Raw genomic sequence first — 23,872 nt, 5'->3', positions numbered from 1 at the left:
GAGTGCCGTCGTGGAGCCACCGGATGGGTGACCGGTCTCACCCGGGGACGACCCGTTCGGTCGCCCAGACCCGGACGACGTCGCGGAGCGAGATCACCCCGGCCACCTCCCGCCCGTCGAGCACCACCAGGTGCCGAAACCCGCCTCGGGCCATCGCGGTCGCCGCTTCCTCGACCGTCCACTCCGGCCCCGCGTACACCACATCCCAGGTCAGGTGGGCTCCGGTCGGCTCGTTGTCGCAGTCCAGCCCGCGCCCGATCGCGTTGAGCAGGTCCCGCTCGGTCATGATCCCGACCCCTTCGGAATCCGGATCGATCACGACGGCCGACCCGATGCCCCGCTCCATCATCATTCGCGCCGCCTGCCGGAGCGTGTGCTCCGGGCCGACTACCAAAACCTGACTGGACATCACTTCCCGAACCTGCATCACACATCAACCCCTGCGAAATGGTGGCACTCGGTAAAAACATGGTGCACCTAGTGTGTTACTGGGACAAGGCTGCCGCATGCGATCTGACCAGCCCGTTTCAGTCGAGCGGCGCCGGCAGCCCGCGCCACCCACCCACCAGCCGGTCCGGTTGCCCCCAGGAGCACCATTCGACGGCGCTATCCTCCTCCGGTGACAGCCGAACGAACGCAGAACGATGCCGGAATGGTCGGGATGGTGCTGGCAGCTGGCGCCGGACGCCGCCTGCGCCCACAAACCGACACGCTGCCGAAGGCGCTGGTACCGGTTGATGGCGCGACCACCATCCTTGATATTGCGCTGCGCAACCTGGCCGAAGTTGGGCTCACCGAGATCGTCGTCGTGGTCGGCTACGCCGCCGACGCGGTTCGGGAACGCCAGGCGGACCTGGAGCAGAAGTACGGCGTCACGCTCACCCTGGTACCCAACGACCGGGCCGAGGAGTGGAACAACGCGTACTCGCTCTGGCTGGCCCGCAGCTGGTTCGCCCGCGGGGTCCTGCTGGTCAACGGAGACACCGTCCATCCGGTGAGCGTGGAGAAGACCCTGCTCGCCGAGCGCGGGCCGGGGATCCTGCTGGCGATCGACACGATCAAGACGCTGGCCGAGGAGGAGATGAAGACCACCTTCGACGCCGACGGCCAGCTCACCCGGATCACCAAGCTGATGGACCCGCACGAGGCCCGCGGGGAGTACATCGGTGCGACGCTGATCGAGCCGCACGTCGCCGAGTCGCTCGCCGACGCGCTGGAGGCGACCTGGCGACACGACCCGAACCGTTACTACGAGGACGGCTACCAGGAGTTCGCCGACCGAGGTGGCGAGGTGCGCGGGGCGCCGATCGGCGATGTCGCCTGGGTCGAGGTCGACAACCACGACGATCTGGCGCGGGCTCGGGAGATCGCGTGCCGCTACTAGCCCGTACCGTCGCCACGCCGCTGGCCATCGAGGTCCGCCGCGGTGCGGTCGCCAACCTCGGCGAACTCCTCGCCGACCGGCGGATCTCCGCCGGTGGCGACGTGGCCGTGGTGGTGGGGCCCGGGCAGGGGGAGAAGATCGTCGAGCTGTGCCGGCCGACGCTGGGCTCGGCCGACGTCTTCACGGTGGCCGGTGGCAGCGTTGACGCCGCCACCGAGTTGGGCGACCGGCTCCGCCGCCGGCACTACGACGCGGTGGTCGGGATCGGCGGCGGCCGGACGATCGACACCGCGAAGTACGCCGCCACCCGCTACGGCATCCCGATGGTCACGGTCGCCACCAGCCTCGCCAACGACGGCATCGCCTCCCCGGTGGCGTCGCTGACCCACGACGGCGGCAAGGGCTCGTACGGGGTCCATATCCCGATCGCCGTCCTGGTCGACCTCGACTTCGTGGAGAACGGCCCGGACCGGCAGACCCAGGCCGGGATCGGTGACGCGGTGAGCAACCTCAACGCCTGCGCCGACTGGGAGCTCGCCCACGAGCTGCGCGGCGAGCCGATCGACGGACTCGCCGTGACGCTGGCCCGGACCGGCGCCGAGGCGCTGCTGAACCACCCCGGCAAGATCACCGACGACGCCTTCCTCACCACGCTGGCGGAGGCGTTGATCCTCGGTGGCATCGCCATGTCGATCTCCGGTTCGAGCCGGCCGGCCAGCGGCGGCGACCACGAGATCTCACACGCCATCGACCACCTCTGGCCCGGCACCAGCGCCCACGGCGAGCAGGTCGGGCTCGGAGCCCTCTTCTGCACCTGGCTGCACGGCGACCGGGACCGGTTCGGCCAGCTCGCCCGCTGCCTGCACCGGCACGGCCTGGCCACCCGCCCGGCCGAACTGGGCCTCACCGACGAGCAGTTCGTCGAGGCGGTGCACTTCGCGCCCCGGACCCGGCCGGACCGACACACGATCCTCGAACACCTCGCCCTGTCCACCGACGAGCTCCGGGCTCGGTTGGGAGACTGTCTTGACGCCCTCGGTGAGCACCTTGGCTGAACCGTCCCGGCCGACCCGGGCCGACTTCTATCGGACCAACCGGGGCGGCGGACTGTTCAGCGAGGCGATCAGCCAGCGGATCGGGGCCGCCCTCGCCAGCGGCGCGCACCGGTTCGGGCTGCGGCCCACCACCCTGAGCATCACCAACCTGGCCCTCGGCCTGATCACCTCGGCGACCGTGGCGGCGCTGGCCGAGCCGGTCGCCGCGGGCCGGGTACCGGTCGGGCTGGTCGGGCTGGTGGCGCTGGTCGGCTGGCAGGTGGCGTACGCGCTGGACTGCGCGGACGGGCAACTCGCCCGGGTCACCGGTCAGGGCAGCGCGGCCGGGGCGCGGGTGGATGTGCTCAGCGACGTGGCGGCCCAGATCGCCCTGGTCGCCGCACTCGGTGCGACCGCGGTCGCACAGTCACCGTCGATCCCCGCCTGGCTGATCGCGGCCTTCGCCGGCACCTGGATGGTGAACCTGGTCACCTCGGTGCTGCAGGCCGGGCCGAACGCGACCAGCATGGTCACCTCGACCTCGCTGCCGGTGCGGCTGGTGAAGCTGATCCGCGACTACGGCGCGGTGATCTTCGTTGCCGCCCTGGTGCTGCTCTTCGCGCCCGGCCTGACCAGCTGGGTGATCGTCGCCTTCACCGCGATCAACGGCGGTTTCCTGCTCGCCAGCATCGCCTTCGCCGCTCGGGCCTCACTGCGCTGACCGGCGGCCCGACCCGGCCGTACGGGCGGTGTCGGCGTAGATGTCGAGCAGCCGCCGGGTGACCACGTCCGGGTGGAAGGTGCGCTCGTAGCGGGCCCGCGCGGCCGGTGCCCGGCTGGCGGCGCCGGCGGCTGCCGCTGGCAGCGCGGCGGCCAGCGCGGTCGGATCCGGCGGCACCACCCAGCCGGCGGGTTCCGGAGTGTCGGCGCCGACCAGGAACGGGATACCGCCGAGGGCGGTGCCGAGCACCGGCCGACCGGCGGCCAGCGCCTCGATGATCACGGTTGGCAGCACGTCGTGCCAGGTGGAGGTGGCCAGCACCACCGCGCTCGCCGCCAGGGCGGCATGCACCCCGTCCCGGTCCAGCGGACCGAGGAAGGTCACATCTGCCCGCTGGGCCGCCGCCGCCTCCACCAGGGGTCGCAGCTCACCGTCACCGGCGACGCGGAGCGGGCCGAGCGCACCGTCCGGATGCCGACGCCAGGCATCCAGCAGCAGGTCCAGCCCTTTCTCCGGGCTGAGCCGGCCGAGGAAGAGGAAGCCGGTGCCCAGCGGCGCCGGGGCCCCCGGGTCGGGGATCGCGTTCGGCTTCACCACGATCCGTTGCTCCGGGATGCCGTAGTCCCGGAGGTGCTCCGCGATCGAGGTGGTCAGCGCGATGAACCGGTCCACCGAGCGCCAGGTACTCCGGTGCGCGGCGAGCGTCGTCGCCATCAACGCGCTCTGCGCTCGCGACCCCCGGTAGCAGCGGTGCACGATCGCCGGTACGCCCAACACCCGCCCCCGGCAGTCCTGGCAGATCGCCCCGTCCCGGAAGTACAGCCCGGACGCGCAGACCTGCCGGTAGTTGTGCACCGTCTGCACCACCGGCACGCCGTACTGGTGCGCGGTCCGCACCACCCAGGGCGAGAGCAGGGGGTACGGGTTGTGCAGGTGCAGCACGTCCGGCCGGTGCTCGGCGAGCAGGCGACCCAGCTCCCGCTGGGCTCGTGGGGCGTAGATCGGGGAGATCGGCAGCAGCGCCTTCGCCGGCCGGGACATCGACGCGATCTCGTCGGAGCTCCGCAGGAACGGCAACACCTCGACCCCGGCCGCGGTCAGCTGGGCGATCTCCGCGTCGACGATGGTGTTCTCGCCGGACGGCTGAGCCTCCCGGTACCGGTTGTGCGCCACCACGATTTTCATGGAACTTGAGGTTACCGTTGGTGGGTGCCCGAGCTACCAGAGGTGGAGGCGCTCGCCGACTACCTGCGCCAACGCGCCGTCGGCCGGCGGGTTGACCGGCTGGAGATCTCCGCGATCAACGCCCTGAAGACGTACGACCCGGCGCTCACGGCCGCGGCCGGCCGGCCGGTCACCGGCGCCCGGCGCCACGGCAAGTTCCTCGACCTGGTGCTCGGGGCCGACCTGCACCTGGTCGTTCACCTGGCCCGCGCGGGTTGGCTGCACTTCCGGGAGGAGTTCTCCACCCGCGTCCCGCTGCGCCCGGGCAAGGGCCCGGTGGCGCTGCGGGCCCGTCTCGACGACGGCTCCGGGTTCGACCTGACCGAGGCGGGCACGCAGAAGAGCCTCGCCGTCTATCTGGTCACCGACCCGACGGTGGTGCCCGGGGTGGCCCGGCTTGGTCCGGACGCGCTCGACGTGGACCCGGCCGCCTTCGCCGAGCGGCTCCGCAGCCGAAAAGGCCAGGTCAAGGGGGTACTCACCGATCAGACGGTGCTTGCCGGGGTGGGTAACGCGTACTCCGATGAGATCCTGCACACGGCGCGACTGTCCCCGTTCGCGCTGACCACCCGGCTGACCGACGACCAGCTCGCCACCCTGCACGCGGCGACCCGGGAGGTGCTCGGCGACGCGGTGTCCCGGTCGGTGGGGCAACGGGCCGCCGAGCTCAAGAGCGAGAAGCGCTCCGGTCTGCGGGTACACGCCCGCACCGGGTTGCCCTGCCCCGTCTGCGGCGACACCGTACGGGAGGTCTCGTTCGCTGACTCCAGCCTCCAGTACTGCCCGGGTTGCCAGACCGGCGGGAAGCCCCTCGCGGACCGACGGTTGTCGCGAATTGTACGGTGAGTGAGGACACTCACCTCTGACCACGAGTATTCCGCCCGGCTGCGACGAAGGTCGGGATTGGGGTTCTACTCGAACGGCCATCCATCGGTATAGTGGCCCGGTCCCGGCTTCCGTAAAGGTCCGGAGCCGGCCAGCTGTCAATCGCCACCCCCAGAAGCGAGGTCCTACCGGTCCGCGCTCGAGCCCGGGTGACGCATGGGAGACTGAAGTGGTGGGCGACACGGTCCCTCACTCCGAGTGAGTGGTCCGCGTCCTGCGGGAGGACATGAATGAGGTGACGACAAGCCTCCAGCGCCCGGTAACCAACGGAGGCCAAAGCAGAACGGTGCGGCACGTCGACAGCTTCGAGATCCAGCCGCCGACACCGCCGTCTCACAACGGCGTACCTCGGTCGGCCTGGGCCCGTAGCCATCGGCGGGTCTCCCGTTGGCACCGCCCCTACACCGTGGCCCTGGTGCTACTGGACTTCGCCGCCGCCGCCTTCGCGAGTTTCACCGCCATCCGCGCCTTCGACCAGGCGCGGTCCGGGTTCTACAACGACGACCCGACCTGGTTCTACACCGTGGCGTGCCTGTTGCTACCGCTCGGCTGGGTGGCGATCCTCTGGTTCAACGGGTCCTACGACCGGCGCTACCTGGGCCTCGGCCCGGACGAGTTCAAGCGGGTGCTCCGGGCCGGCGTGGCGGTCTGCGCGACGGTCTCCTTCCTGGCGTTCGCCACCAAGACACACCTGTCCCGATATTCGGTCGGCACCGCGCTACTCCTCGCCCTGCTGCTGATTCTGCTGGTCCGGATCCTGGCCCGATTCGTGCTGCACGTGCTCCGGCGCAACGCCGGCCGGGCCGCGCACCGGATGGTCCTGGTGGGCACGCTGCCCGAGTGCCTGGAGGTCCACCGCCAGGTGACGCGGAGCCCCGCCGCCGGACTGGTGCCGGTCGCCATCCACCTCACCGACGGCTACGCGGCTGCCCGCGGCGTGGAGACCCCGGTCCCGGTCTACGCGGGGCGGGACCTCCTCGCCCTGATTCGCGAGGTCGGCGGCGACACGATCGCGGTCTGCGGGTCGGCCAGCGCCGAGCCCGGTGAGCTGCGCCGGATGGCCTGGCAGCTCGAAGGCTCCGGGGTCGACCTGGCGGTGGTGCCGCAGCTGACCGACATCGCCGGGCCGCGGGTGCACATCCGCCCGATCGAGGGCCTGCCGCTGCTGCACGTGGAGGAGCCGACCCTCTCCGGTCCGGCGCTGCTGGCGAAGAACATGCTCGACCGGGTGGCGGCCGGCCTCGGCCTGTTGGTCCTGCTACCGGTCTTCCTCGCGATCGCGATCGCGATCCGGATCTCCGACCCGGGCCCGGTCTTCTTCCGACAGCCCCGGGTGGGCCACGAGGGGCGAACCTTCCGGGTCTGGAAGTTCCGCACCATGTACGTGGACGCCGAGGAGCGGCTGGCCAGCCTCGTTGACCAGAACGAGACCGACGGCATGCTGTTCAAGATGAAGCGGGACCCGCGGGTCTTCCCGGTGGGCCGCTTCTTGCGCGCCTCGTCCCTGGACGAACTGCCCCAGCTGATCAACGTGTTGAAGGGGGAGATGTCGTTGGTCGGGCCCCGCCCGCTGCCCGCCGACGATGGTGACTTCCTCGGCGACGTGCGCCGGCGGCAGCTGGTCAAACCAGGCATCACCGGCCTCTGGCAGGTCTCCGGCCGCTCCGACCTCTCCTGGGACGAGGCGGTCCGCCTTGACCTCTACTACGTCGACAACTGGTCGCTGGCGTACGACCTGAGCATCCTGTGGCGCACGGTCGGAGTGGTGTTGGCCCGCAAGGGCGCGTACTAGCCCGGCGCCACCGGCCCCACCCCCGCTCCACCACCCGCACGGTCAACGCCAGAGCCCCTTGGCACCTCCGGCCGGCACCGGCCAGGATGCACTCCGTGAGTGGCAGCCTCTCCGCCGTCTTCGGTGTCGTCGCACTGGCGACCGCGCTGACGGCGACCCTCGTCGCGGTGCTGCGCCCGCGCGGCCACCGCACCATCGCCACCGCCACCCAGCGGGCCACCTACGAGGTGCTGCACACCGCCGGCCTCGCCGCCGAACCGCTCCGCGCCGGGCTGACCGCCGCGAACGCCGCCAAGGCCGTACGCCACCTCCGGGCCCTGGTTGGGGCGGCCGGGCTGGCGCTGACCGACACCGCGGCGTTGCTCGCCCTCGACGGACGCGGCGCACACCACCAGGCCCAGCTCGTCGCGGTGGCCCGCCGGGTCGCGGCGGCCGGCCGATCGACCGTGCTCGGGGAGGCGGAGTTGCCCTGTGACCGGGTGGACTGCCCGGTCCGGGGTGCCGTGGTCGCCCCGTTGACCGGCGCGGACCGGCGGATTGTCGGCGCACTGTTGGCCATCGCGGACGGGGCACCCGCGCCCGGCCTGGTGCAGGCGACGCTGGAGACCGCGCACTGGGCCGGTAGCCAGCTCGCCCTCGCCGAGCTGGACTCCTCCCGAGAGCGGCTGGCCCGCGCCGAGGTCCGCGCGCTGCGGGCACAGATCAGCCCACACTTCATCTACAACGCGCTGACGGCGATCGGGTCCTTCGTCCGCACCGACCCGGACCGGGCCCGGGAGTTGATCCTCGAGTTCGCCGAGTTCACCCGCTACTCGTTCCGGGCGCACGGCGACTTCACCACCCTGGCCGAGGAACTCCGGTCGATCAATCACTACCTGACCATCGAACGGGCCCGGTTCGGCGAGCGGCTCCAGGTGCGGCTCCAGGTCGCCCCCGAGGTACTGCCGGTGACCCTGCCCTTCCTCTGCCTGCAACCACTGGTCGAGAACGCGGTACGGCACGGGTTGTCCGGCAAGCCCGGGCCGGGCATGGTGAGCATTGAGGCCCGGGACGCGGGCACCGAGTGCCACATCACGGTGGAGGACGACGGGGTGGGGATGGATCCGGCCACGCTGACCGCCGGCATCGCCGAGCTGGCCGCCGCCGGAAGCGCCCCGGCGGGTGCGCCGGGCGGGCAGGTGGGCCTGTCCAATGTTGATGAACGACTCCGGGCGGTTTTCGGCGACGAGTTCGGCCTGGTGGTGGAGACCGGCCTCGGCTTGGGCACGCGGGTGAGCATGCGGGTGCCGAAGTTCCATCCCGGCGTACGGGCGGGGTCGTGACCGGGTTCCTCCGGGTCCTGGCGGTTGACGACGAACCACCGGCCCTCGACGAGCTGGCGTACCACCTGCGGGGCGACCCACGGGTCGCCCGGCTACACACCGCCGGTGACGCCACCGAGGCGCTACGGGTACTTCGCGACGGCGATGTGGACGTGGTCTTCCTGGACATCCGGATGCCCGGGCTGGACGGGATGGAGCTGGCCCGGGTGCTCCGCCGCTTCGCCCGGCCGCCGGCCATCGTCTTCGTCACCGCCTACGACGACGGCGCGGTGGACGCGTTCGACCTGGGTGCGACGGACTACGTCCGCAAACCGGTCCGGGCACAACGGCTGGCCGAGTCGCTGCGCCGGGTCGTCGGAGCGCGACGGGTGCCCCCGCAGCCGGCAGCGCCGGCGCGGGAGGAGGACCCGACGATCCCGATCGAGCTGGCCGGGACGACCCGGATGCTGCCCCGGTCGGCGGTGCGCTGGGTGGAGGCGCAGGGTGACTACGTGCGACTGCACACCACCGACGGCTCCCACCTGGTCCGGGTCTCCTTGGCGACCCTCGCCGAGCGGTGGGCGGACGCCGGCTTCGTCCGAATCCACCGCTCCTACCTGGTCCAGTTACGGCTCATCGCCGAGCTGCGGCTGGTGAACTCCGGCTATGTGGTGGTGGTCGACGCGGCCGAGTTGCCGGTCAGTCGGCGGCACACCCGCGAGCTGAAGGAGAAGCTGATCCGGGCGGCCAAGCAGGACTGGGCCCGCTGACCCGGCTAGCGCACCACGGCGACGACCGCCGCCCCGAGCATCGCCGGCCCGTACGGGATGGGGGTTCGCCGGCCGGCACGACCGGTCACCAGCAGGACACCGACCAGCGGAAGGTTGACCAGCGGAGCGAGCAGAACCCCGGTGACCACGGTCGGCCACCCCAGCCAGCCGAGGTAGAGCCCGAGCGCCGCACCGAGCTTCACGTCGCCGAAGCCGAGTGGGGACCGGGGCAGCAGCGTGAGCGTCAGGTAGCCGACCCCGCAGAGTGCGGCGGCGAGCAGGGCCCGGCCCAGCGCCGGGAACGCCCGGTCGGCGACCGCGGCGAGCAGCAGTAGCGCCAGCCCACCGCCAGCGGCGGCCCCCACCAACGGGTCGGGTAGCCGCAGCACCCGCAGGTCGACCGCGGCCAGTGGCACCCCGAGGGCAGCGAGCAGCAGAAACGCTGGCAGCGCCCAGGTGGCTCCGACGCCGGCCGCCACGATGCCGGTGACGGCGGCGGTGAGGGGCACGGTGACCGCCCATCCCGGAGTCAGTGGACGACGACAGTCCGGGCACCGCCGGGGTGCCCGCCACCAGGGTGGCCGCGTGCCGGCGCAGTCCGGGCAGGTGCCCCGCCAGGCGGGTCGGGGCAGACCGGTGGGCCAGTCGACCGCGTACCGGTCGATCAGCCCGGGCAGCAGCAGCCCCCAGCCGGCACCGGCGACGGCGGCAACGAGGGGGAGCAGCACGGCGGGAGCGTAGCGTCCGCCCGCCTCGCCCCAGCGTCTTCGCCCGCCCCACCCCGGTGTCTTCGCCGGCGCCGGTCCATAGGTCCCGCCGCAGGTCAGAGCGGTGGCGGATCGCAGTTATCCACAACAAGGACCCCTTGTCCACAAGTTATCCACAGGGCGGTGTGCTGCTCCACCGGCCAGCAGGGCAGCGCTTGACTTTCCCCGGAATCGAGCGAGACTGCCGGGGTGGTCGCCGATGACCGCGTTTCCGCGCGGACCCGCATCGTGCTGGCCGATGTGGTCCGGCGCGAGTCCGACAGCGAGCACCCCCGCACCGAGCACCCCCGCACCGAGCACCCCCGCACCGAGCTCGCCGAGCAGACCCGGGTCGGCGAGGCTCTGGTCCGCGGCCTGGTCCGGGCGCAACTCTCCCTGGCGTTGCGGCTCTGGCTGGTGGTGGCCGTCGGGCTCGGCGGCCTGCCGTGGCTGTTCGCCATCGCGCCGTCGGTCAGCCGGATCACCGTGCTCGGGGTGCACCTGCCGTGGGTGCTGCTCGGAGTGCTCTCCTTCCCGTTCCTGGTCCTGGTCGGCTGGGCGTACGTGCGCCTGGCCGAACGCAACGAGCAGGACTTCACCGACCTGATCCAGCGGCCAGAGCGCTGAGTGTGGGCAACGGCTACGTCACCCCGGCGATCGTCGCGGTCACCCTGATCACCGTCGGCATCGGCTTCTACGGTCTCCGCCTCGCCCGCACCACCTCAGACTTCCTGGTCGCTTCCCGGGCGGTCAGCCCGACCTGGAACGCCGCCGCGATCGGCGGGGAGTACCTGTCGGCGGCGAGCTTCCTCGGCGTCGCCGGTCTGATCCTCAAGCACGGCGTGGACGTGCTCTGGTATCCGGTCGGCTTCGCCGCCGGATACCTGGCGCTGCTGCTCTTCGTCGCCGCGCCGCTGCGCCGCTCCGGGGCGTTCACCCTGCCCGACTTCTGTGAGCTCCGGCTGGGCTCCCGGCGGCTGCGCACCCTCGCCACCGCCTTCGTGATCTTCATTGGTTGGCTCTACCTCGTCCCCCAGTTGCAGGGCGCCGGGCTGACCCTGGCCACGTTGACCGGCTCGCCCTACCCGCTGGGCGCCCTCCTGGTCGCGGCGGTGGTCACCGCGAACGTGGCGCTCGGCGGCATGCGTGCGATCACCTTCGTCCAGGCGTTCCAGTACTGGCTCAAGCTGACCGCCCTCGCCGTACCAGCGATCTTCCTGGTGTTGCAGTGGCAGGCCGACGCCCGCCCGGCGGTGACCCCACCGGAGGGTCCGACCTTCCGCACTGCGACCACCGTCGTGGTCGAACATCCCGCCACCCTCACCCTCCCCGACGGCCAGCTGCGGCAGGTACGCCCCGGCGACGAGCTGACCTTCGCCGCCGGGCAACCGGTGCCCGAGGTGACCGGCATCGCCACCGACCCGGCCGACTGGTTGCTGCCCAGCACCGAAGCCGACGACCAGGGCCTGTTCACCACCTACTCGCTGATCCTCGCCACCTTCCTCGGCACCATGGGCCTACCGCACGTGCTGGCGCGCTTCTACACCAACCCGGACGGCGCCGCCGCCCGCCGCACCACCCTGGTGGTGCTGGCCCTGGTCGGCGCCTTCTACCTGCTGCCGACCGTCTACGGGGCACTCGGCCGGATCTACACCCCGCACCTGCTGCTCACCGGGGAGACCGACGCGGTGGTGCTGCTTCTGCCCGGCGCGGCCCTGGGTACGGGGACCACCGGCCGGCTCCTCGCCGCGCTGGTCGCCGCCGGCGCGTTCGCGGCGTTCCTCTCCACCTCCTCCGGCCTGCTCACCAGCGTCGCCGGAGTGATCTCCACGGATGTGCTGGGCCGCGGCTCGGTACGCGGGTTCCGACTCGCCACCGTGCTCGCCGGCAGCGTGCCCACGGTGTTCGCGCTCAACGTCTCCGGGTTGGAGGTGTCCCAGGTGGTGGGGTTGGCGTTCGCGGTGGCCGCGTCGAGCTTCTGCCCGCTGCTGGTGCTGGGCATCTGGTGGCGGGGGCTGACCGCCCGCGGCGCCGCCGTCGGCGTGCTCGTCGGTGGGGGCGCCGCGGCCGGGGCGGTACTGGTGACCGTGCTCGGCCCCCCGCTGACCGGGTGGCCGGCCACGCTCCTCGCGCAACCGGCCGCCTGGACGGTCCCGCTCGCCTTCACCGTCATGGTGGCGGTGTCGACGGCCACCCGCCGCCGCGTCCCGACCGATGTCGGCGCCACGATGCTCCGCCTGCACACCCCCGAAGCCCTGCGATAGAGCGCCGTAAACCGCAGGTACGCCCCGGCGACGAGCAGACCTTCGCCGCCGGACACCGGTGCCCGAGGTCGCCGGGGCCGCCACCGACTCGCCACACCAACAGTCCACGACGTTGTGCCAAACGTTACAAAGTAATACTAGCCACAGTGATCTTTTGCACTTAGCATGTAACCGCCCTAAAAGTGATGAACGAAGGGAATGAGGATGAAACCGCCCCTCCGCTGGTCTGCCGCAGCCGGCATAACGCTCGCGCTGATCGCGACCGGACCCGTGAACGCCAACCCAGCACCAACCACGACTGACCCTGACAGCATCGCGAGTAGCGTCGCCCTCACCACCAGTAATCAGGTGGTCGCCAGCGACGAGACCATCAACGAGGTCATCGAATACTGGACACCTGAACGGATGAACAACGCCGTCCCTCTCGAGGTGGAGTGGGCACCCACGGCGACGCGGCAGGCACCCCAGCCGGACGGGCCGCCGACGATCGTCAGCTCACCAGTACCACCAAGCACCACCCGCAACCGCAACAACGCAATCAACACCCGCTCGATAGCTGTTGGGCTACTCTTTTTCGTGAAAAACGGCCAGGATCTTTGGTGTTCGGCGAGTACGGTAAACAGCGACAAGCGCCGCTTGATCTCCACCGCTGGGAAATGTTTACACCCGGGGGGGGATAAAGACGCCCCCTGGCACAGTAATGTTGTCTTTGTGCCAGCCCACCACATTGGAGATGAACCCTACGGGAAATGGCCGATTGTACGTAAGCACTCCTTCGTGGGGTGGACGCACAGCGGAATATTTGCATATGATGTCGGGTTTGCCGAAACGGCTACCGTAAATGGCTCGACGGTCGTCGACAAGGTTGGAGCTCACGGGCTTGCCACCAACTGGCCGGTGGAGAAAACTACCTACATCGGCTATCAATACTGGGGGGGCAACTGGCAGCAGCGTACCTGCGAGACAGAACTCCCAATCCTTGACGAAGGCCTCATCTCATTTGGTTGCCCAATTGTAACGATCGCACCTGGCGGGCCCTACCTGCTCAATTTTGATGCCGGCTCAAACTGGGGGTACATCACCGGCGTCGCTAGGAGCCAGGATACCAGTTTTAACCTGAAGGGGGTGTATTTCGACACTAAAGTTCGGGAGCTCCGCGATGCTGCAGAGGATGCTTCCGACGGCTGAGCCGCCTCGCTACGGCCCAGGGCCCTGGCAAAGTCGTGACGCTGTCCGATTTTAGGATTCTGAAGTAGCGGCGCCAGTGTTGGTGGCAGCAAGACGGGCATGGCTGACTCGGAAAGTCATCAAGGTTCCTACACCACAATGACTGATTCGAATCCAGTCATGCCCGCTCTGTCCTCACCGCTGATAGCGTCTTACCCTGCAAGTATTTCATCGACGGGTCCGGTCCCGGCCGACTACGGTCGTACGCATGACAGCAGAGCACCCCGCCCTCGCGCTGCGCGGTCTGGTGAAGCGCTTCGACGCGAAGACGGCCGTGGCCGGCGTCGACCTGACCGTGCCGGCCGGCTCGTTCTACGGGCTCCTCGGGCCCAACGGCGCCGGCAAGACGACCACGTTGTCGATGGCCGTGGGGCTGCTCCGGCCAGATGCCGGCGGCGCCTGGGTGCTCGGCCACGACGTCTGGGCCGACCCGGTACGGGCGAAGCAACTCCTCGGCGTCATGCCCGACGGCGTACGCCTCTTCGACCGGCTCAGCGGCGCCGAGCTGCTCGCGTACCACGGTCTGCTGCGTGGCATGGACCCGGCGGTGGTCGACCAGCGCGCGGCGGAGCTGCTGGACGTGCTCGCGCTCGCCGACGCCGGCCGGACCCTGGTGGTGGACTACTCGGCCGGGATGAAAAAGAAGATCGGCCTGGCCTGCGCGCTGCTGCACGGCCCCCGGCTGCTGGTGCTGGACGAGCCGTTCGAGGCGGTCGACCCGGTGTCGGCGGCGCTGATCCGAGACATCCTCGCGCGGTACGTGACCGGTGGCGGCACGGTCGTCTTCTCCAGTCATGTGATGGAGGTCGTGGAGCGGCTCTGCTCGCACGTGGCGATCCTCGCCGACGGCGCCATCAAGCGGGTCGGCACCCTGGACGAGGTCCGCGGAGAGCAGACACTGGAGCAGGTCTTCGTGACGGTCGTCGGCGGACGCACCGCGACCGGTGAGGAGCTGGCGTGGCTGTCGCGGTGACCGACGCCGTGTCCGATGTGGGGGCGGCCCGGCGGGTCTCGGCCCGGCACTTCGTCCGGCTCAAGCTGCGGGTGCTGGTCAACAACTTCCGGGGCCAGGATTGGCGGGTCGGCCTCTTCGCGCTCGGCGCGTTCCTTGGGCTCTGGCTCGCTGCCTTCGGCTTCTTCATCTTCGCCGCCCCGGGCCTCGCCGGCAACGACCAGTACGCGATGCTGCTGGCGGCCATGGGCGGCGGGCTGCTGGTGCTGGGCTGGCTCCTGCTGCCGCTGATCTTCTTCGGGGTCGACGAGACGCTGGACCCGGCCCGCTTCGCGCTGCTTCCGCTGCCCCGCCGGACCCTGGTCACCGGTCTCTTCGCGGCGGCGCTGGTCAGCGTTCCGGCGGTCGCCGTACTGCTGGCCGCCAGCGGTTTGATCATCACCGCGGGGGTCTTCGGCGGCTGGGCGGCCGCCCTCACGCAGGCGGTAGGGGTGCTGGCCGGCCTACTGCTCTGCGTCGCCGCTGCCCGCGCCGTCACCAGCGCCTTCGCCACGATGCTGCGTTCTCGTCGGGTCCGCGACCTGGCCGCGGTCCTGCTGGCCGGTGCTGCCGCCCTTATCGCGCCGGTGCAGCTGGCCGCCGCCGCCGCACTGCAGGACGCGGACTGGGACCGGCTGGCCGCGGTGGCGGCCGTGGTCGGCTGGACACCGTTCGGCGCGCCGTGGACGATCGGCATCGAGGTCGCGCAGGGGCGGGTCTGGGCCGCACCGGTGAAGCTGCTGATCACGGCATTCACCGTGGTGGCGCTGCTGCTCTGGTGGTCTCGCTCGCTGGAGTCGGCGATGATCGGCGCCGCGAGCAGCGGCCGGACGTCAACCCGGTCACCGGCGACCGGCACCGCTGTCACGCAGCTCTTCCCCCGACCGCTGGGCTGGCTCCCCCGGGGCCGCTTCGGCGCGTTGGTGGCGCGGGAGGCGCGGTACTGGTGGCGGGACGCCCGCCGACGGGCGAACCTGATCACGCTGGCCGTGGTCGGCCTCTTCGTCCCGGTCATACTCAACCTCGGCAGCACCGGCCTCACCGGGGGCGGCGGCGCCACGGACAGCCCGTCCCCGGTCCTGGCCACTCTCTCCATGGTCTTCGTCGGGGTGCTCGCCGCCACGACCCTGGCCAACCAGTTCGGCTTCGACGGCAGCGCGTACGCGGCGCACGTGGTGGTGGGGGTGCCGGGCGCGGTGGAGCTGCGGGCCCGGATTGCGGCGTTCTCGCTCTACCTGCTGCCGCTGGTTCTGGTCATCTCCGGGGTACTCGCCCTTCTGGTGCTGGGGCAGCCGGGGTGGATCGGCCTGACGGCGGGGAGCCTGCTCGCCACCTTCGGCGCCGGGCTCGCGGTCAACACCCTGCTGTCGGTACTCGGGGCGTACTCGTTGCCGGAGACGAGCAACCCGTTCGCGATGAACAGCGGCGCCGGGGCGGCCCGCAGCTTCCTGGCCATCCTGTCCATGCTCGCCTCGGCGGTCGCGGTGATCCCGATGGTGGCAGCCGCCGCGCTCCTCGGCGACGTCTGGCTCTGGCTGGCCCTGCCGGTCGGCGCGGCGTACGGGCTGGGGGCGGCGCTGCTCGGCGCCTACCTGGGCGGCGACGTGCTGGACCGGCGTCAGCCCGAACTACTGGCGACCATCACTGCTCGCCGTTGAGAACTCGGCCCCGGCTGTCCGCAACCATCGGTCGGGGCAAGGGGTCTGCTGAGTAGAGCCGCGACCAACGGCCAGCCAGCAGGGGGACGCCAACGTGATGGTAAACATACACAGCCCAGGGGATACCCAGGCGGAACCACCGCCCACAGTCGCCGAGGACACGGCCGGCATGGTCGACAGTTTCGAGGAGTTCTACACCGCCTCCTTCCAACCGTTGCTGCTCCAGCTCTACGCCTACACAGCAGACATCGACCACGCCCGCGACGCAGTCCAGGAGGCATTCAGCCGAGCCTGGCCCCGCTGGAACAAACTCGTCCACTACGACCACCCGGCAGCCTGGATCCGCACCGTCGCCATGAACGTCGCCCGCAGCCGCTGGCGCCGACTCCGCGCCGCCCGCGCCCACGCCCGGTTCCGCCGCGACGACACCGCCGAAGGACCAAACCCAGACCGGGTAGCACTAGCCCACGCACTCGCCACCCTGCCCGAAAAACAACGGCGAGCAATCGTGCTCTTCCACATAGCCGACCTCAGCATCACCGAGATCGCCGAACAAGAGAGAACCGCTACCGGCACCGTGAAGTCCTGGCTACACCGAGGCCGCGCCGCACTCGCCACCGCACTCTCCGACCCGGGGACGGAGGAAACCAATGCCTGACAACGACAACACCCCACACCTCGACGACATCTTCACCGCATACACCTCCGGCGGACCACTGGCAGCCCCAGCCGGCGCCGCCGCCGCACAACACGTCGCCCGCCGCCGCCGCACCACCCGCATCGTCGCCACCGGCGTCCTAGCCATAGCCGTACTCGCCGCAACCCCAGCAATCGCCGCAACCTGGATCCCCCAGGACCCACCCGCCCTACCCGCAGACACAACGACACCAACCACGCCAGCCCCGTCGAACCCCACCACCCCAACCGCCACACCCAGCCCATCGGTTACGACCAACACACCACCGCCGGACGGCCAGATCGGGAAGACGGAGCTCGGTAACGCCACGCTGGAACTCCCCGCCTGGCCCGAGTACCTGAAGGAACACTGCCCAGCAGGACGGGTGAAGTTCTCCGACGGCACCGCACAACTGGCGTCCAACTCGGAACTCCGGATCACCATCTCCGAGGTCGTCCACGCTGACCTCGATCAAGACGGGGCGAAGGAGACGGCCGCGCTGATCAACTGCAGCGGGATCGAGATGGGCGAGTCGCGGGTCCTCGCCTTTGACCGGAACGCCTCCGACACCATCGTGACGATGGGTCTGGTGACCGGGCACACCGGCGACATCGCCTGGATCAAGGGGATCCGCGCGAAAGGCACCGCCGTCGAGGTGGAGGTTCTGGACGCGGCCGGCGAAGGAGTCGTGGACGGGTTCCCACAGTCGCAGTGGCGGGCCTACTCCTGGTCGGGCAAGGGCTTCGTCCAGTCGGGCGGGCCGAGTGCCTTCCCGCCGAACCCACGGGTCACCGACCTCTCGATCAGCGGGGGTGACGTTCAGTTCGTCCCGGACGGCGCGGACACGGCGACTGGGACGCTGCGCCTGACCATCGGCAACCAGGGGCCGCAGCGAGCCACCGACCCCTATCTGAGGGTGGATCTGCCGGCGAAGGTCACGATCACCTCGCTACCCGCGAAGTGCGAGACATCGAAAACCCCGAGCGGTACGCGCTATCGGTGCTGGCTGCCGGCGCTGGCGGCGGGTGCCGACTCCGTTGTCAACCTTCCGCTGTCCGCGTCGCAGTCCGTACTCGGAGGGGCGCAGCCCAGCCAGTGGGACGCCGACATCGTCTGGGGTTTCACCGGAACAGAAACCGGAGACGGCAAAGGCTGGCCCTACCCCGAGCCCGACGGCGCCGAGGCCGACAACTCAGCGAAGGGAAACCTGCTGCCAGCCCCGTAATCAACGCACGGAGCCGCCCAGCGATCGTCACCTCGGTCGCTGGGCGGGCGGCGCGTCCGCCGGCCGCCGTCACGCGGGGCGCAGCCAGGCGGGCCCGATGCCGGTCAGCGGAGGCGGGTAGCGGCGACGAACGTGCGCCAGGACTCGGGACCGAACGTCAACACCGGGCCGAGCCGGTCCTTGCTGTCCCGCACCAACACCACCCCGGCCAGATTGTCCGCCACCTCAACACAGTTACCCCCGGTGTCCCCAGAGCGGGTTGACGTGCGCCAGCGCGGTTCAACAGCAGTCATGACGTCACCTTCAGCTTTCGAATCATGTCCAGCGAAGTGCTTGTGGACAACGCCTCGGCCAGCACAAGGCCCCAGATGGGCCGACGCGCCCGCCGACGCTGAGTGGCACAACATGCAGCCGGAGTTACGGTAGCTCGGCCTGCTCCAGCAACTGGTCAGCGGAGGCGGGTAGCGGCGACGAACCTGCGCCAGGACTCGGGACCGAACGTCAACACCGGGCCGAGCCGGTCCTTGCTGTCCCGCACCAACACCACCCCGGTCAGATTGTCCGCCACCTCAACACAGTTGCCTTCATTGGCTGATCTGGTTGACTTCCGCCATCGCGGCCCGGCACTCATCATGGCATCACCTTCAGCTTGTTGATCACATCGATGGAGGCCCGCTCGCTCAGGGCCTCGCCGAGTAGATGCTCCCACTTGCGCTGCACCAAGCGCATCCACTCCGGGTAGTCAGCGATTTGTCCCCGTGCCGCGTTGTCGAGGCAAAGCAGGTTGTCGCTTCCGGGAAGTTCCGCGATCACGAAGCCGCCGCCCATCGAGGCGTGGGCACCAACCTCAAGCGGCAGGATGTGTAAACGCACCTGAGGCAGCTCGACCGCTTCGAGTAGTCGACTGAGCTGCCGATCCATGGCAGCGTGCCCTCCGACAGGTCGGTGCAGGGCACTTTCGTCGATCACAAACACGCATTCGGACGACTCGTTCCGGTGGAGGACAAGCTGCCGCCTCATCCGGAGGCTGACAAGCTCCTCCACCCGCTCGGTTCGGTACAACCTGCCCGCCGAAACCACCGCCCGCGCATACTCCTCGGTTTGCAGTGGGCCGGGGATCAGACAGGGTTCGAAGTAACACAGTCGGATGGCTCGTTCTTCGTGCCCGGGCCAAGACTCAAACCAGGACGGCCCACCCCTGCCCTCATCTTCCTTGAGCAGGCTGGCGAGGATTCCTCCAGTTCCAAGTGCTTGATCTGCAGCAACAGCAAACTCCATCGTCGGGCGACGTCGGCCAGTCTCAATCGCGGCCACCGTGGACGGGCTCCATTTGATCGAGGCAGCCAACGCCTCCTGTGACATTTCTGCGCCCGCCCGAGCAGCCTTGAGCGCTCGGATCCACATCTCGACGTTCATCCTTACCTTCCTGGTAAGTACGTGACCGCGTTCTGTAGTAAGCACTGGCATCCTCCCCTGCCCGGGCCACCGAGTCCAGGGTGGAAGCTGCGCGGCCCGGCTGGTGGAGGCGACGCCCGGCAGCTGGTCCTGCGTCGGTCGCCCCGAGCACTCCCGCTCGGGGCGACCCACCAGCCGGAGGAGGCAGCGATGCTCAGACTGTTCCGACGAAACGGCGCGTTGCGGTGGTACCGGCGTGGGGGCCGGCCGGCGGCGGCCAGCACGTGGGGGGGCGACGGCGGTGGGGCGGGCGACGGCCCCGCCGCAGCAGCAGCCGGCGTGGGCCAGCTGGCCGACGGTGGCGACGCCCCGACCGGGCCGAGCCGGCTGGCTGACCCCGGCGCAGACCTGGCGGGCCAACGGTGGCCGCTGGTGAGCGGAGTGCGACCGCCAGCAGGCCGCCGAGGGGTGTCGCACGTACCGATGCGCCCGCTCTGGCGGTGTCGGGCGTGTGGCGCCCCCTGGCCCTGCCAGCCGGCGCGGCTCGCGTTGTTGGTGGAGTACCGGCACGATCGGCCGGCGCTCCTCGTCTACCTGGGAACGCTGCTCGCGGAGGCGGCGACGCAGCTGGCGCCGCTGCACCGGAATGAGCTGTCGGACGGGCTGCGGGAACGCTTCGTCGGCTGGGCGCGGGCCGGGGACGGCAGAATGTTCCACGTGAATCATGAGCCGGGCGCTGACATCCACCACACCGACCCGTTCGCCGTTCCCGCCGGCCAGCGGTCCCCCGTACGCCGGCTGCGGGGTCGGCTGGCGACACCGGTGACGCTCTGGACGGCGCCCGGACCGGCCGGGCTGACGGTGTCGTCAACGCTGGTGGCGGAGGGTGAGCCGGACCGGCTACTCGGGTTGGTTGACCCGGAGTCGGAGCTGTGGGCGGCGGCCGAGGCGGCGGGGCGCTTCGCGGTGGCGCCACTCGGCCCGGCACACCGGCAGCTCGCCGACCGCTTCGCCGGGCTCTTCCCGTCGCCGGGCGGCCTCTTCGCCACCGGCGACTGGACCGACACCGAGTACGGCCCGGTGCCGTCGGACGCCGGCGGCTGGACCGGCTGCCGCCTCGACACCGCCCGGGAGTACGGCTGGGCGCTGCTGGTGGAGGCCACGATCGTCGCCGTCGAGCTGGTCGAGGAGGCGGAGCCGCTGCTGCACTACCGGGGCCGGTACCGCGAGATCGCCGGAGGTGGTCGCCGGTCACCGGAGTGAGCCAGGTCACTGGGCGCAGCCACGGTGCCGTTCGGCGCAGCTGACGACCGGCGACGATCGCCGCCTTCCGGGGCCGGTAGCGGATTCCCTACCGTGCGCGAAACCCCGGATACCTGTGAAGGTGGTGAGCCACGGATGTCCACAGACACACCCTCGTCCGCCCCGGCCGAGTCGGCGGCGGAACGCTATCTGGCCGTACAACGGTCGGCCGAGTTCGCCGGGTTGCGGCGCGCGTTGCGCGGCTTCGTCTTCCCGATGACCGTCGCGTTCTTCCTCTGGTACGCGCTCTACGTGATCCTGTCCGCGTACGCGCGGGACCTCATGGGCACGAAGATCGTCGGCAACATCAATGTGGCGCTGGTCTTCGGTCTGCTCCAGTTCGCCTCCACCTTCCTGATCGCCTGGCTCTACTCCCGGTACGCCGCCCGCCGGATCGATCCGGTGGCGGACCGGATCCGCGCGGAGATCGGGGAGATCGGGGAGGTGACCCATGACCACGGTCCTCGCGGCTGAGGCGGGTGACAGCACCGCCCGGAACCTGACCCTCACGCTCTTTCTCGTCTTCGTGGCGGTGACGCTGGCGATCACGGTGTGGGCCAGCCGGCAGACCAAGACCGCCACCGACTTCTACGCGGGTGGCCGCTCCTTCTCCGGCTTCCAGAACGGCATGGCGATCGGCGGCGACTACATGTCGGCGGCGTCGTTCCTCGGCATCGCCGGCCTGATCGCCCTCTACGGCTACGACGGCTTCCTCTACTCGATCGGCTTCCTGGTCGCCTGGCTGGTGGCACTGCTGCTCGTCGCCGAGCTGCTGCGTAACTCCGGCCGCTACACGATGGCCGACGTGCTCGCCTTCCGGATGCGGCAGCGTCCGGTACGGACGGCCGCCGCGGCCTCCACCATCACGGTCTCGATCTTCTATCTGCTCGCCCAGATGGTGGGTGCGGGGGCGCTGGTGGCGCTGCTGCTCGGCATCAAGCCGGGTACGACCTTCCTCGGCCTGGACCCGGACGCCGCCAAGATCGCCACGATCATCATGGTCGGCGCGCTGATGGTCACCTACGTGACGGTGGGCGGCATGAAGGGCACCACCTACGTGCAGATCGTGAAGGCGTTCCTGCTGATGGGCGGCGCCGTCGTGATGACCCTGCTGGTGTTGGCGAAGTACAAGTTCAACCTCTCCGACCTGCTCGGGGACGCGGCGGACGCCTCCGGCAAGGGCGCCGCCTTCCTCGAACCGGGGCTGCGGTACGGCGTCGAAACCCCCGGCGACGCCCTGAAAACCTTCTACAGCAAGCTGGATCTGCTCTCCCTCGGCGTCGCGCTGGTGCTGGGCACGGCCGGCCTGCCACACATCCTCATCCGCTTCTACACCGTGCCGACGGCGAGGGCCGCCCGGAAGAGCGTCCTCTGGGCGATCGGCATCATCGGCACCTTCTACCTGCTCACGCTCGCTCTCGGCTTCGGTGCCGCGGCGCTGGTGGGAAGCGAGGCGATCACCGCGCAGGACCGGGCCGGGAACACCGCCGCGCCGCAGCTGGCCGAGGCGTTGGGGGTGGACTTCCTCGGCGGGGAGTTGGGCGGGGCGACCCTGCTGGCGGTCATCGCGGCGGTCGCCTTCGCGACGATCCTGGCGGTCGTCGCCGGCCTGACCCTGGCCTCCTCGTCCAGCCTGGCGCACGACTTCTACGCCAACGTGATCAAGAACGGCACCGCCTCCGAGCGGCAGGAGGTGGCCGTGGCGCGGATCTCCGCCCTGGTGATCGGCGCGATCTCGATCGTTCTCTCCATCTTCGCGCAGAACCTGAACGTCGCCTTCCTGGTCGCCCTCGCCTTCGCGGTGGCCGCGTCGGGCAACCTACCGGCGATCCTCTACAGCCTCTTCTGGCGGCGGTTCAACACCAGCGGCGCGGTCTGGGCCATCTACGGTGGCCTCTTCGCCGCGGTCTTCCTGGTCTTCTTCTCCCCGGTCGTCTCCGGTTCACCGACCGCGATGTTCCCCGACCAGGACTGGCAGTGGTTCCCCCTGTCCAACCCGGGCCTGCTCTCCATCCCGTTCGGTTTCCTCTGCGGCTGGTTCGGGACGGTGATCTCCAAGGAGCGCGACGATCAGCGCTACGCCGAGTTGGAGGTTCGCTCGCTCACCGGTGCGGGCGCGCACTGACCGTCCCGGGACGACGACATCGGGGGCCGGGACGGCGCCATCGGGGGCCGGGACGGCGCCATCGGGGGGCCGGAGCGGCGACACCCCGGGCGGGCCGGGCGGGGCGACGATGCCCCGGCCCGGCCCTTCCGCGCCGGGCGGGAACCGACTGCTCGGTAGGGTGGCCGCCATGAAGGTTGTGCAACGCTTCGGCCCCGGTCATCGCATCCTCGTCACCGGCGGGGCGGGTTTCGTCCCCTCCCACCTGGTTGACGCCCTCCTCGCCCGTGGCTGCACGGTCGTGGCGGTGGACAACTTCGTGACCGGGTCCAAGGAGAACGTCGCCCACCTGGCGGAGACGGCAACCTTCACGCTCGTCGAGGCGGATATCTCCGACGGGCTTCCCGAGCACCACCCCGCCCTCGCCGAACGGTTCGACGCGATCCTGCACATGGCGTCGCCGGCCAGCCCCACCGACTTCGAGAAGCTGCCGGTGGAGATCCTCCGGGTCGGCTCGGTCGCCACCCTGCACCTGCTGGACCGGGCGGTCGCCGACGGTGCCCGGTTCCTGCTGGCCTCCACCTCCGAGGCGTACGGGGACCCGTTGGAGCACCCCCAGCGGGAGACGTACTGGGGCAACGTCAACCCGATCGGGATCCGGAGCGTCTACGACGAGTCGAAGCGGTTCGGCGAGGCGGCGACGATGGCGTACCACCGGAGCCGGGGAGCCGATGTCGCCATCGTCCGGATCTTCAACACCTATGGTCCACGGATGCGGCCAGACGACGGCCGGGCGATCCCGACGTTCATCGCCCAGGCGCTGCGCGGCGAGCCGATCACCGTGCACGGCACCGGGGACCAGACCCGCTCCATCTGCTACGTCGATGATCTGGTGCGGGGCATCCTGTTGCTACTGGACTCGACCGAGACCGGGCCGGTCAACTGCGGGACCGAGCACGAGCTGAGCATGCGTCGACTGGCGGAGTTGATCGTGTCACTCTGCGGGAGCAACTCCGAGGTGACCTATGTCACCCGGGCCGCGGATGATCCGAAGATGCGTCGACCGGATCTCACCCGGGCCCGGGAACTCCTCGACTTCGAGCCGGAGGTTACGCCCGAGGAGGGCCTACGCCGCACGATTGCGTACTTCCGCGACCGGCTCGGGTAGCCGCA

General features: G+C 70.2%; 24 protein-coding genes. 18 read left to right on the top strand and 6 right to left on the bottom strand.

The window, feature by feature from the left end:
• Positions 1-37 precede the first annotated feature (37 nt).
• On the bottom strand, positions 38-427 hold the full coding sequence (locus T398_RS10940; RefSeq protein ID WP_018727734.1) for a CBS domain-containing protein: 390 nt from the start codon (positions 425-427) through the stop codon (positions 38-40).
• A 225-nt stretch (positions 428-652) separates the two neighbouring features.
• Between T398_RS10940 and T398_RS10935 the strand changes: the two genes are divergently transcribed.
• From T398_RS10935 to T398_RS10925, 3 genes are read left to right on the top strand one after another with little or no spacing between them, the layout of a single operon-like run.
• A complete protein-coding gene (locus tag T398_RS10935; RefSeq protein WP_496446383.1) occupies positions 653-1,384 on the top strand; it encodes a phosphocholine cytidylyltransferase family protein in 732 nt (243 codons plus the stop codon).
• Positions 1,372-2,439: an iron-containing alcohol dehydrogenase family protein gene (locus tag T398_RS10930; RefSeq protein WP_496446316.1), complete on the top strand. Its 1,068-nt coding sequence runs from the start codon at positions 1,372-1,374 to the stop codon at positions 2,437-2,439. Before T398_RS10935 ends, T398_RS10930 begins: the two co-directional genes overlap by 13 nt.
• A complete protein-coding gene (locus T398_RS10925) occupies positions 2,423-3,139 on the top strand; it encodes a CDP-alcohol phosphatidyltransferase family protein (protein WP_496446382.1) in 717 nt (238 codons plus the stop codon). Before T398_RS10930 ends, T398_RS10925 begins: the two co-directional genes overlap by 17 nt.
• Here the strand turns inward: T398_RS10925 and T398_RS10920 are convergent.
• Complete coding sequence (locus tag T398_RS10920) at positions 3,128-4,324, bottom strand: glycosyltransferase (protein WP_496446315.1); 1,197 nt, start codon at positions 4,322-4,324, stop codon at positions 3,128-3,130. The two genes, T398_RS10925 and T398_RS10920, sit on opposite strands and share 12 nt — an antisense overlap.
• A gap of 24 nt (positions 4,325-4,348) precedes the next feature.
• Here T398_RS10920 and T398_RS10915 point away from each other — a divergent pair, with 24 nt between their 5' ends.
• The 4 genes from T398_RS10915 (at position 4,349) to T398_RS10900 (ending at position 9,111) form a co-directional block, all read left to right on the top strand.
• Positions 4,349-5,209, top strand: a complete 861-nt coding sequence (locus T398_RS10915) for an Fpg/Nei family DNA glycosylase (RefSeq protein ID WP_496446313.1) — start codon at positions 4,349-4,351, stop codon at positions 5,207-5,209.
• 265 nt (positions 5,210-5,474) lie between these two features.
• Positions 5,475-7,040: a sugar transferase gene (locus tag T398_RS10910; protein ID WP_496446311.1), complete on the top strand. Its 1,566-nt coding sequence runs from the start codon at positions 5,475-5,477 to the stop codon at positions 7,038-7,040.
• 95 nt (positions 7,041-7,135) lie between these two features.
• Positions 7,136-8,362 (top strand): sensor histidine kinase, encoded by a 1,227-nt coding sequence (locus tag T398_RS10905; RefSeq protein WP_496446310.1) that lies wholly within the window; start codon positions 7,136-7,138, stop codon positions 8,360-8,362.
• A complete protein-coding gene (locus tag T398_RS10900) occupies positions 8,359-9,111 on the top strand; it encodes a LytR/AlgR family response regulator transcription factor (protein ID WP_496446308.1) in 753 nt (250 codons plus the stop codon). Before T398_RS10905 ends, T398_RS10900 begins: the two co-directional genes overlap by 4 nt.
• Before the next feature lie 5 nt (positions 9,112-9,116).
• On the opposite strand, the gene T398_RS10895 is transcribed toward T398_RS10900, so the two are convergent.
• Complete coding sequence (locus tag T398_RS10895; RefSeq protein ID WP_496446306.1) at positions 9,117-9,839, bottom strand: prepilin peptidase; 723 nt, start codon at positions 9,837-9,839, stop codon at positions 9,117-9,119.
• A gap of 228 nt (positions 9,840-10,067) precedes the next feature.
• On the opposite strand from T398_RS10895, the gene T398_RS10890 reads away from it, so the two are divergent.
• From T398_RS10890 to T398_RS10860, 7 genes are all read left to right on the top strand, one after another.
• Positions 10,068-10,484 carry a DUF485 domain-containing protein gene (locus T398_RS10890; RefSeq protein WP_496446304.1) on the top strand — a complete coding sequence of 139 codons (417 nt, stop codon included), beginning with the start codon at positions 10,068-10,070 and terminating at the stop codon, positions 10,482-10,484.
• Positions 10,485-10,486: 2 nt separating this feature from the next.
• Positions 10,487-12,121, top strand: a complete 1,635-nt coding sequence (locus T398_RS10885; protein WP_496446303.1) for a sodium/solute symporter — start codon at positions 10,487-10,489, stop codon at positions 12,119-12,121.
• A 204-nt stretch (positions 12,122-12,325) separates the two neighbouring features.
• Positions 12,326-13,309, top strand: coding sequence for a trypsin-like serine peptidase (locus T398_RS10880; RefSeq protein ID WP_496446301.1), 984 nt, complete (start codon positions 12,326-12,328; stop codon positions 13,307-13,309).
• A gap of 247 nt (positions 13,310-13,556) precedes the next feature.
• The gene (locus tag T398_RS10875) at positions 13,557-14,321 is read left to right on the top strand and encodes an ABC transporter ATP-binding protein (protein WP_496446299.1); all 765 of its coding nucleotides are present in this window, start codon (positions 13,557-13,559) and stop codon (positions 14,319-14,321) included.
• Positions 14,306-15,997, top strand: coding sequence for an ABC transporter permease (locus tag T398_RS10870; RefSeq protein WP_496446298.1), 1,692 nt, complete (start codon positions 14,306-14,308; stop codon positions 15,995-15,997). The genes T398_RS10875 and T398_RS10870 overlap by 16 nt, the downstream gene beginning before the upstream one ends.
• A gap of 97 nt (positions 15,998-16,094) precedes the next feature.
• Positions 16,095-16,655 (top strand): RNA polymerase sigma factor, encoded by a 561-nt coding sequence (locus T398_RS10865; protein ID WP_496446296.1) that lies wholly within the window; start codon positions 16,095-16,097, stop codon positions 16,653-16,655.
• Positions 16,648-17,898, top strand: a complete 1,251-nt coding sequence (locus tag T398_RS10860; protein ID WP_496446294.1) for a hypothetical protein — start codon at positions 16,648-16,650, stop codon at positions 17,896-17,898. The genes T398_RS10865 and T398_RS10860 overlap by 8 nt, the downstream gene beginning before the upstream one ends.
• Before the next feature lie 104 nt (positions 17,899-18,002).
• Here the strand turns inward: T398_RS10860 and T398_RS10855 are convergent, their stop codons facing one another.
• The 3 genes from T398_RS10855 to T398_RS10845 all read right to left on the bottom strand — a co-directional run bounded on the left by T398_RS10855 (position 18,003) and on the right by T398_RS10845 (position 19,314).
• The gene (locus tag T398_RS10855) at positions 18,003-18,191 is read right to left on the bottom strand and encodes a DUF397 domain-containing protein (RefSeq protein ID WP_496446292.1); all 189 of its coding nucleotides are present in this window, start codon (positions 18,189-18,191) and stop codon (positions 18,003-18,005) included.
• A gap of 155 nt (positions 18,192-18,346) precedes the next feature.
• Positions 18,347-18,532 (bottom strand): DUF397 domain-containing protein, encoded by a 186-nt coding sequence (locus T398_RS10850; RefSeq protein ID WP_496446290.1) that lies wholly within the window; start codon positions 18,530-18,532, stop codon positions 18,347-18,349.
• Positions 18,529-19,314, bottom strand: a complete 786-nt coding sequence (locus T398_RS10845) for a helix-turn-helix domain-containing protein (RefSeq protein WP_496446279.1) — start codon at positions 19,312-19,314, stop codon at positions 18,529-18,531. Before T398_RS10845 ends, T398_RS10850 begins: the two co-directional genes overlap by 4 nt.
• Positions 19,315-19,848: 534 nt before the next feature.
• Between T398_RS10845 and T398_RS10840 the strand changes: the two genes are divergently transcribed.
• From T398_RS10840 to T398_RS10825, 4 genes are all read left to right on the top strand, one after another.
• Positions 19,849-20,556: a flavin reductase family protein gene (locus tag T398_RS10840; RefSeq protein ID WP_496446380.1), complete on the top strand. Its 708-nt coding sequence runs from the start codon at positions 19,849-19,851 to the stop codon at positions 20,554-20,556.
• A gap of 135 nt (positions 20,557-20,691) precedes the next feature.
• On the top strand, positions 20,692-21,069 hold the full coding sequence (locus T398_RS10835) for a DUF485 domain-containing protein (protein WP_180197916.1): 378 nt from the start codon (positions 20,692-20,694) through the stop codon (positions 21,067-21,069).
• On the top strand, positions 21,047-22,720 hold the full coding sequence (locus T398_RS10830) for a monocarboxylic acid transporter (RefSeq protein ID WP_496446276.1): 1,674 nt from the start codon (positions 21,047-21,049) through the stop codon (positions 22,718-22,720). Before T398_RS10835 ends, T398_RS10830 begins: the two co-directional genes overlap by 23 nt.
• Before the next feature lie 169 nt (positions 22,721-22,889).
• Positions 22,890-23,867, top strand: coding sequence for an NAD-dependent epimerase/dehydratase family protein (locus T398_RS10825; protein ID WP_496446274.1), 978 nt, complete (start codon positions 22,890-22,892; stop codon positions 23,865-23,867).
• Positions 23,868-23,872: the final 5 nt, after the last annotated feature.

The sequence above is a fragment of the Salinispora goodfellowii genome, assembly GCF_059570675.1.
This window is presented reverse-complemented; position numbering and strand designations above follow the sequence as displayed.

Bases quoted from the DNA above. Each gene is read 5' to 3' on its own strand.
- T398_RS10940 (WP_018727734.1), bottom strand. From the start codon at position 427: ATGCAGGTTCGGGAAGTGATGTCCAGTCAGGTTTTGGTAGTCGGCCCG.
- T398_RS10935 (WP_496446383.1), top strand. From the start codon at position 653: ATGGTCGGGATGGTGCTGGCAGCTGGCGCCGGACGCCGCCTGCGCCCA.
- T398_RS10920 (WP_496446315.1), bottom strand. From the start codon at position 4,324: ATGAAAATCGTGGTGGCGCACAACCGGTACCGGGAGGCTCAGCCGTCC.
- T398_RS10910 (WP_496446311.1), top strand. From the start codon at position 5,475: ATGAATGAGGTGACGACAAGCCTCCAGCGCCCGGTAACCAACGGAGGC.
- T398_RS10880 (WP_496446301.1), top strand. From the start codon at position 12,326: ATGAAACCGCCCCTCCGCTGGTCTGCCGCAGCCGGCATAACGCTCGCG.
- T398_RS10875 (WP_496446299.1), top strand. From the start codon at position 13,557: ATGACAGCAGAGCACCCCGCCCTCGCGCTGCGCGGTCTGGTGAAGCGC.
- T398_RS10865 (WP_496446296.1), top strand. From the start codon at position 16,095: ATGGTAAACATACACAGCCCAGGGGATACCCAGGCGGAACCACCGCCC.
- T398_RS10860 (WP_496446294.1), top strand. From the start codon at position 16,648: ATGCCTGACAACGACAACACCCCACACCTCGACGACATCTTCACCGCA.
- T398_RS10855 (WP_496446292.1), bottom strand. From the start codon at position 18,191: ATGACTGCTGTTGAACCGCGCTGGCGCACGTCAACCCGCTCTGGGGAC.
- T398_RS10850 (WP_496446290.1), bottom strand. From the start codon at position 18,532: ATGATGAGTGCCGGGCCGCGATGGCGGAAGTCAACCAGATCAGCCAAT.
- T398_RS10845 (WP_496446279.1), bottom strand. From the start codon at position 19,314: ATGAACGTCGAGATGTGGATCCGAGCGCTCAAGGCTGCTCGGGCGGGC.
- T398_RS10835 (WP_180197916.1), top strand. From the start codon at position 20,692: ATGTCCACAGACACACCCTCGTCCGCCCCGGCCGAGTCGGCGGCGGAA.
- T398_RS10830 (WP_496446276.1), top strand. From the start codon at position 21,047: ATGACCACGGTCCTCGCGGCTGAGGCGGGTGACAGCACCGCCCGGAAC.
- T398_RS10825 (WP_496446274.1), top strand. From the start codon at position 22,890: ATGAAGGTTGTGCAACGCTTCGGCCCCGGTCATCGCATCCTCGTCACC.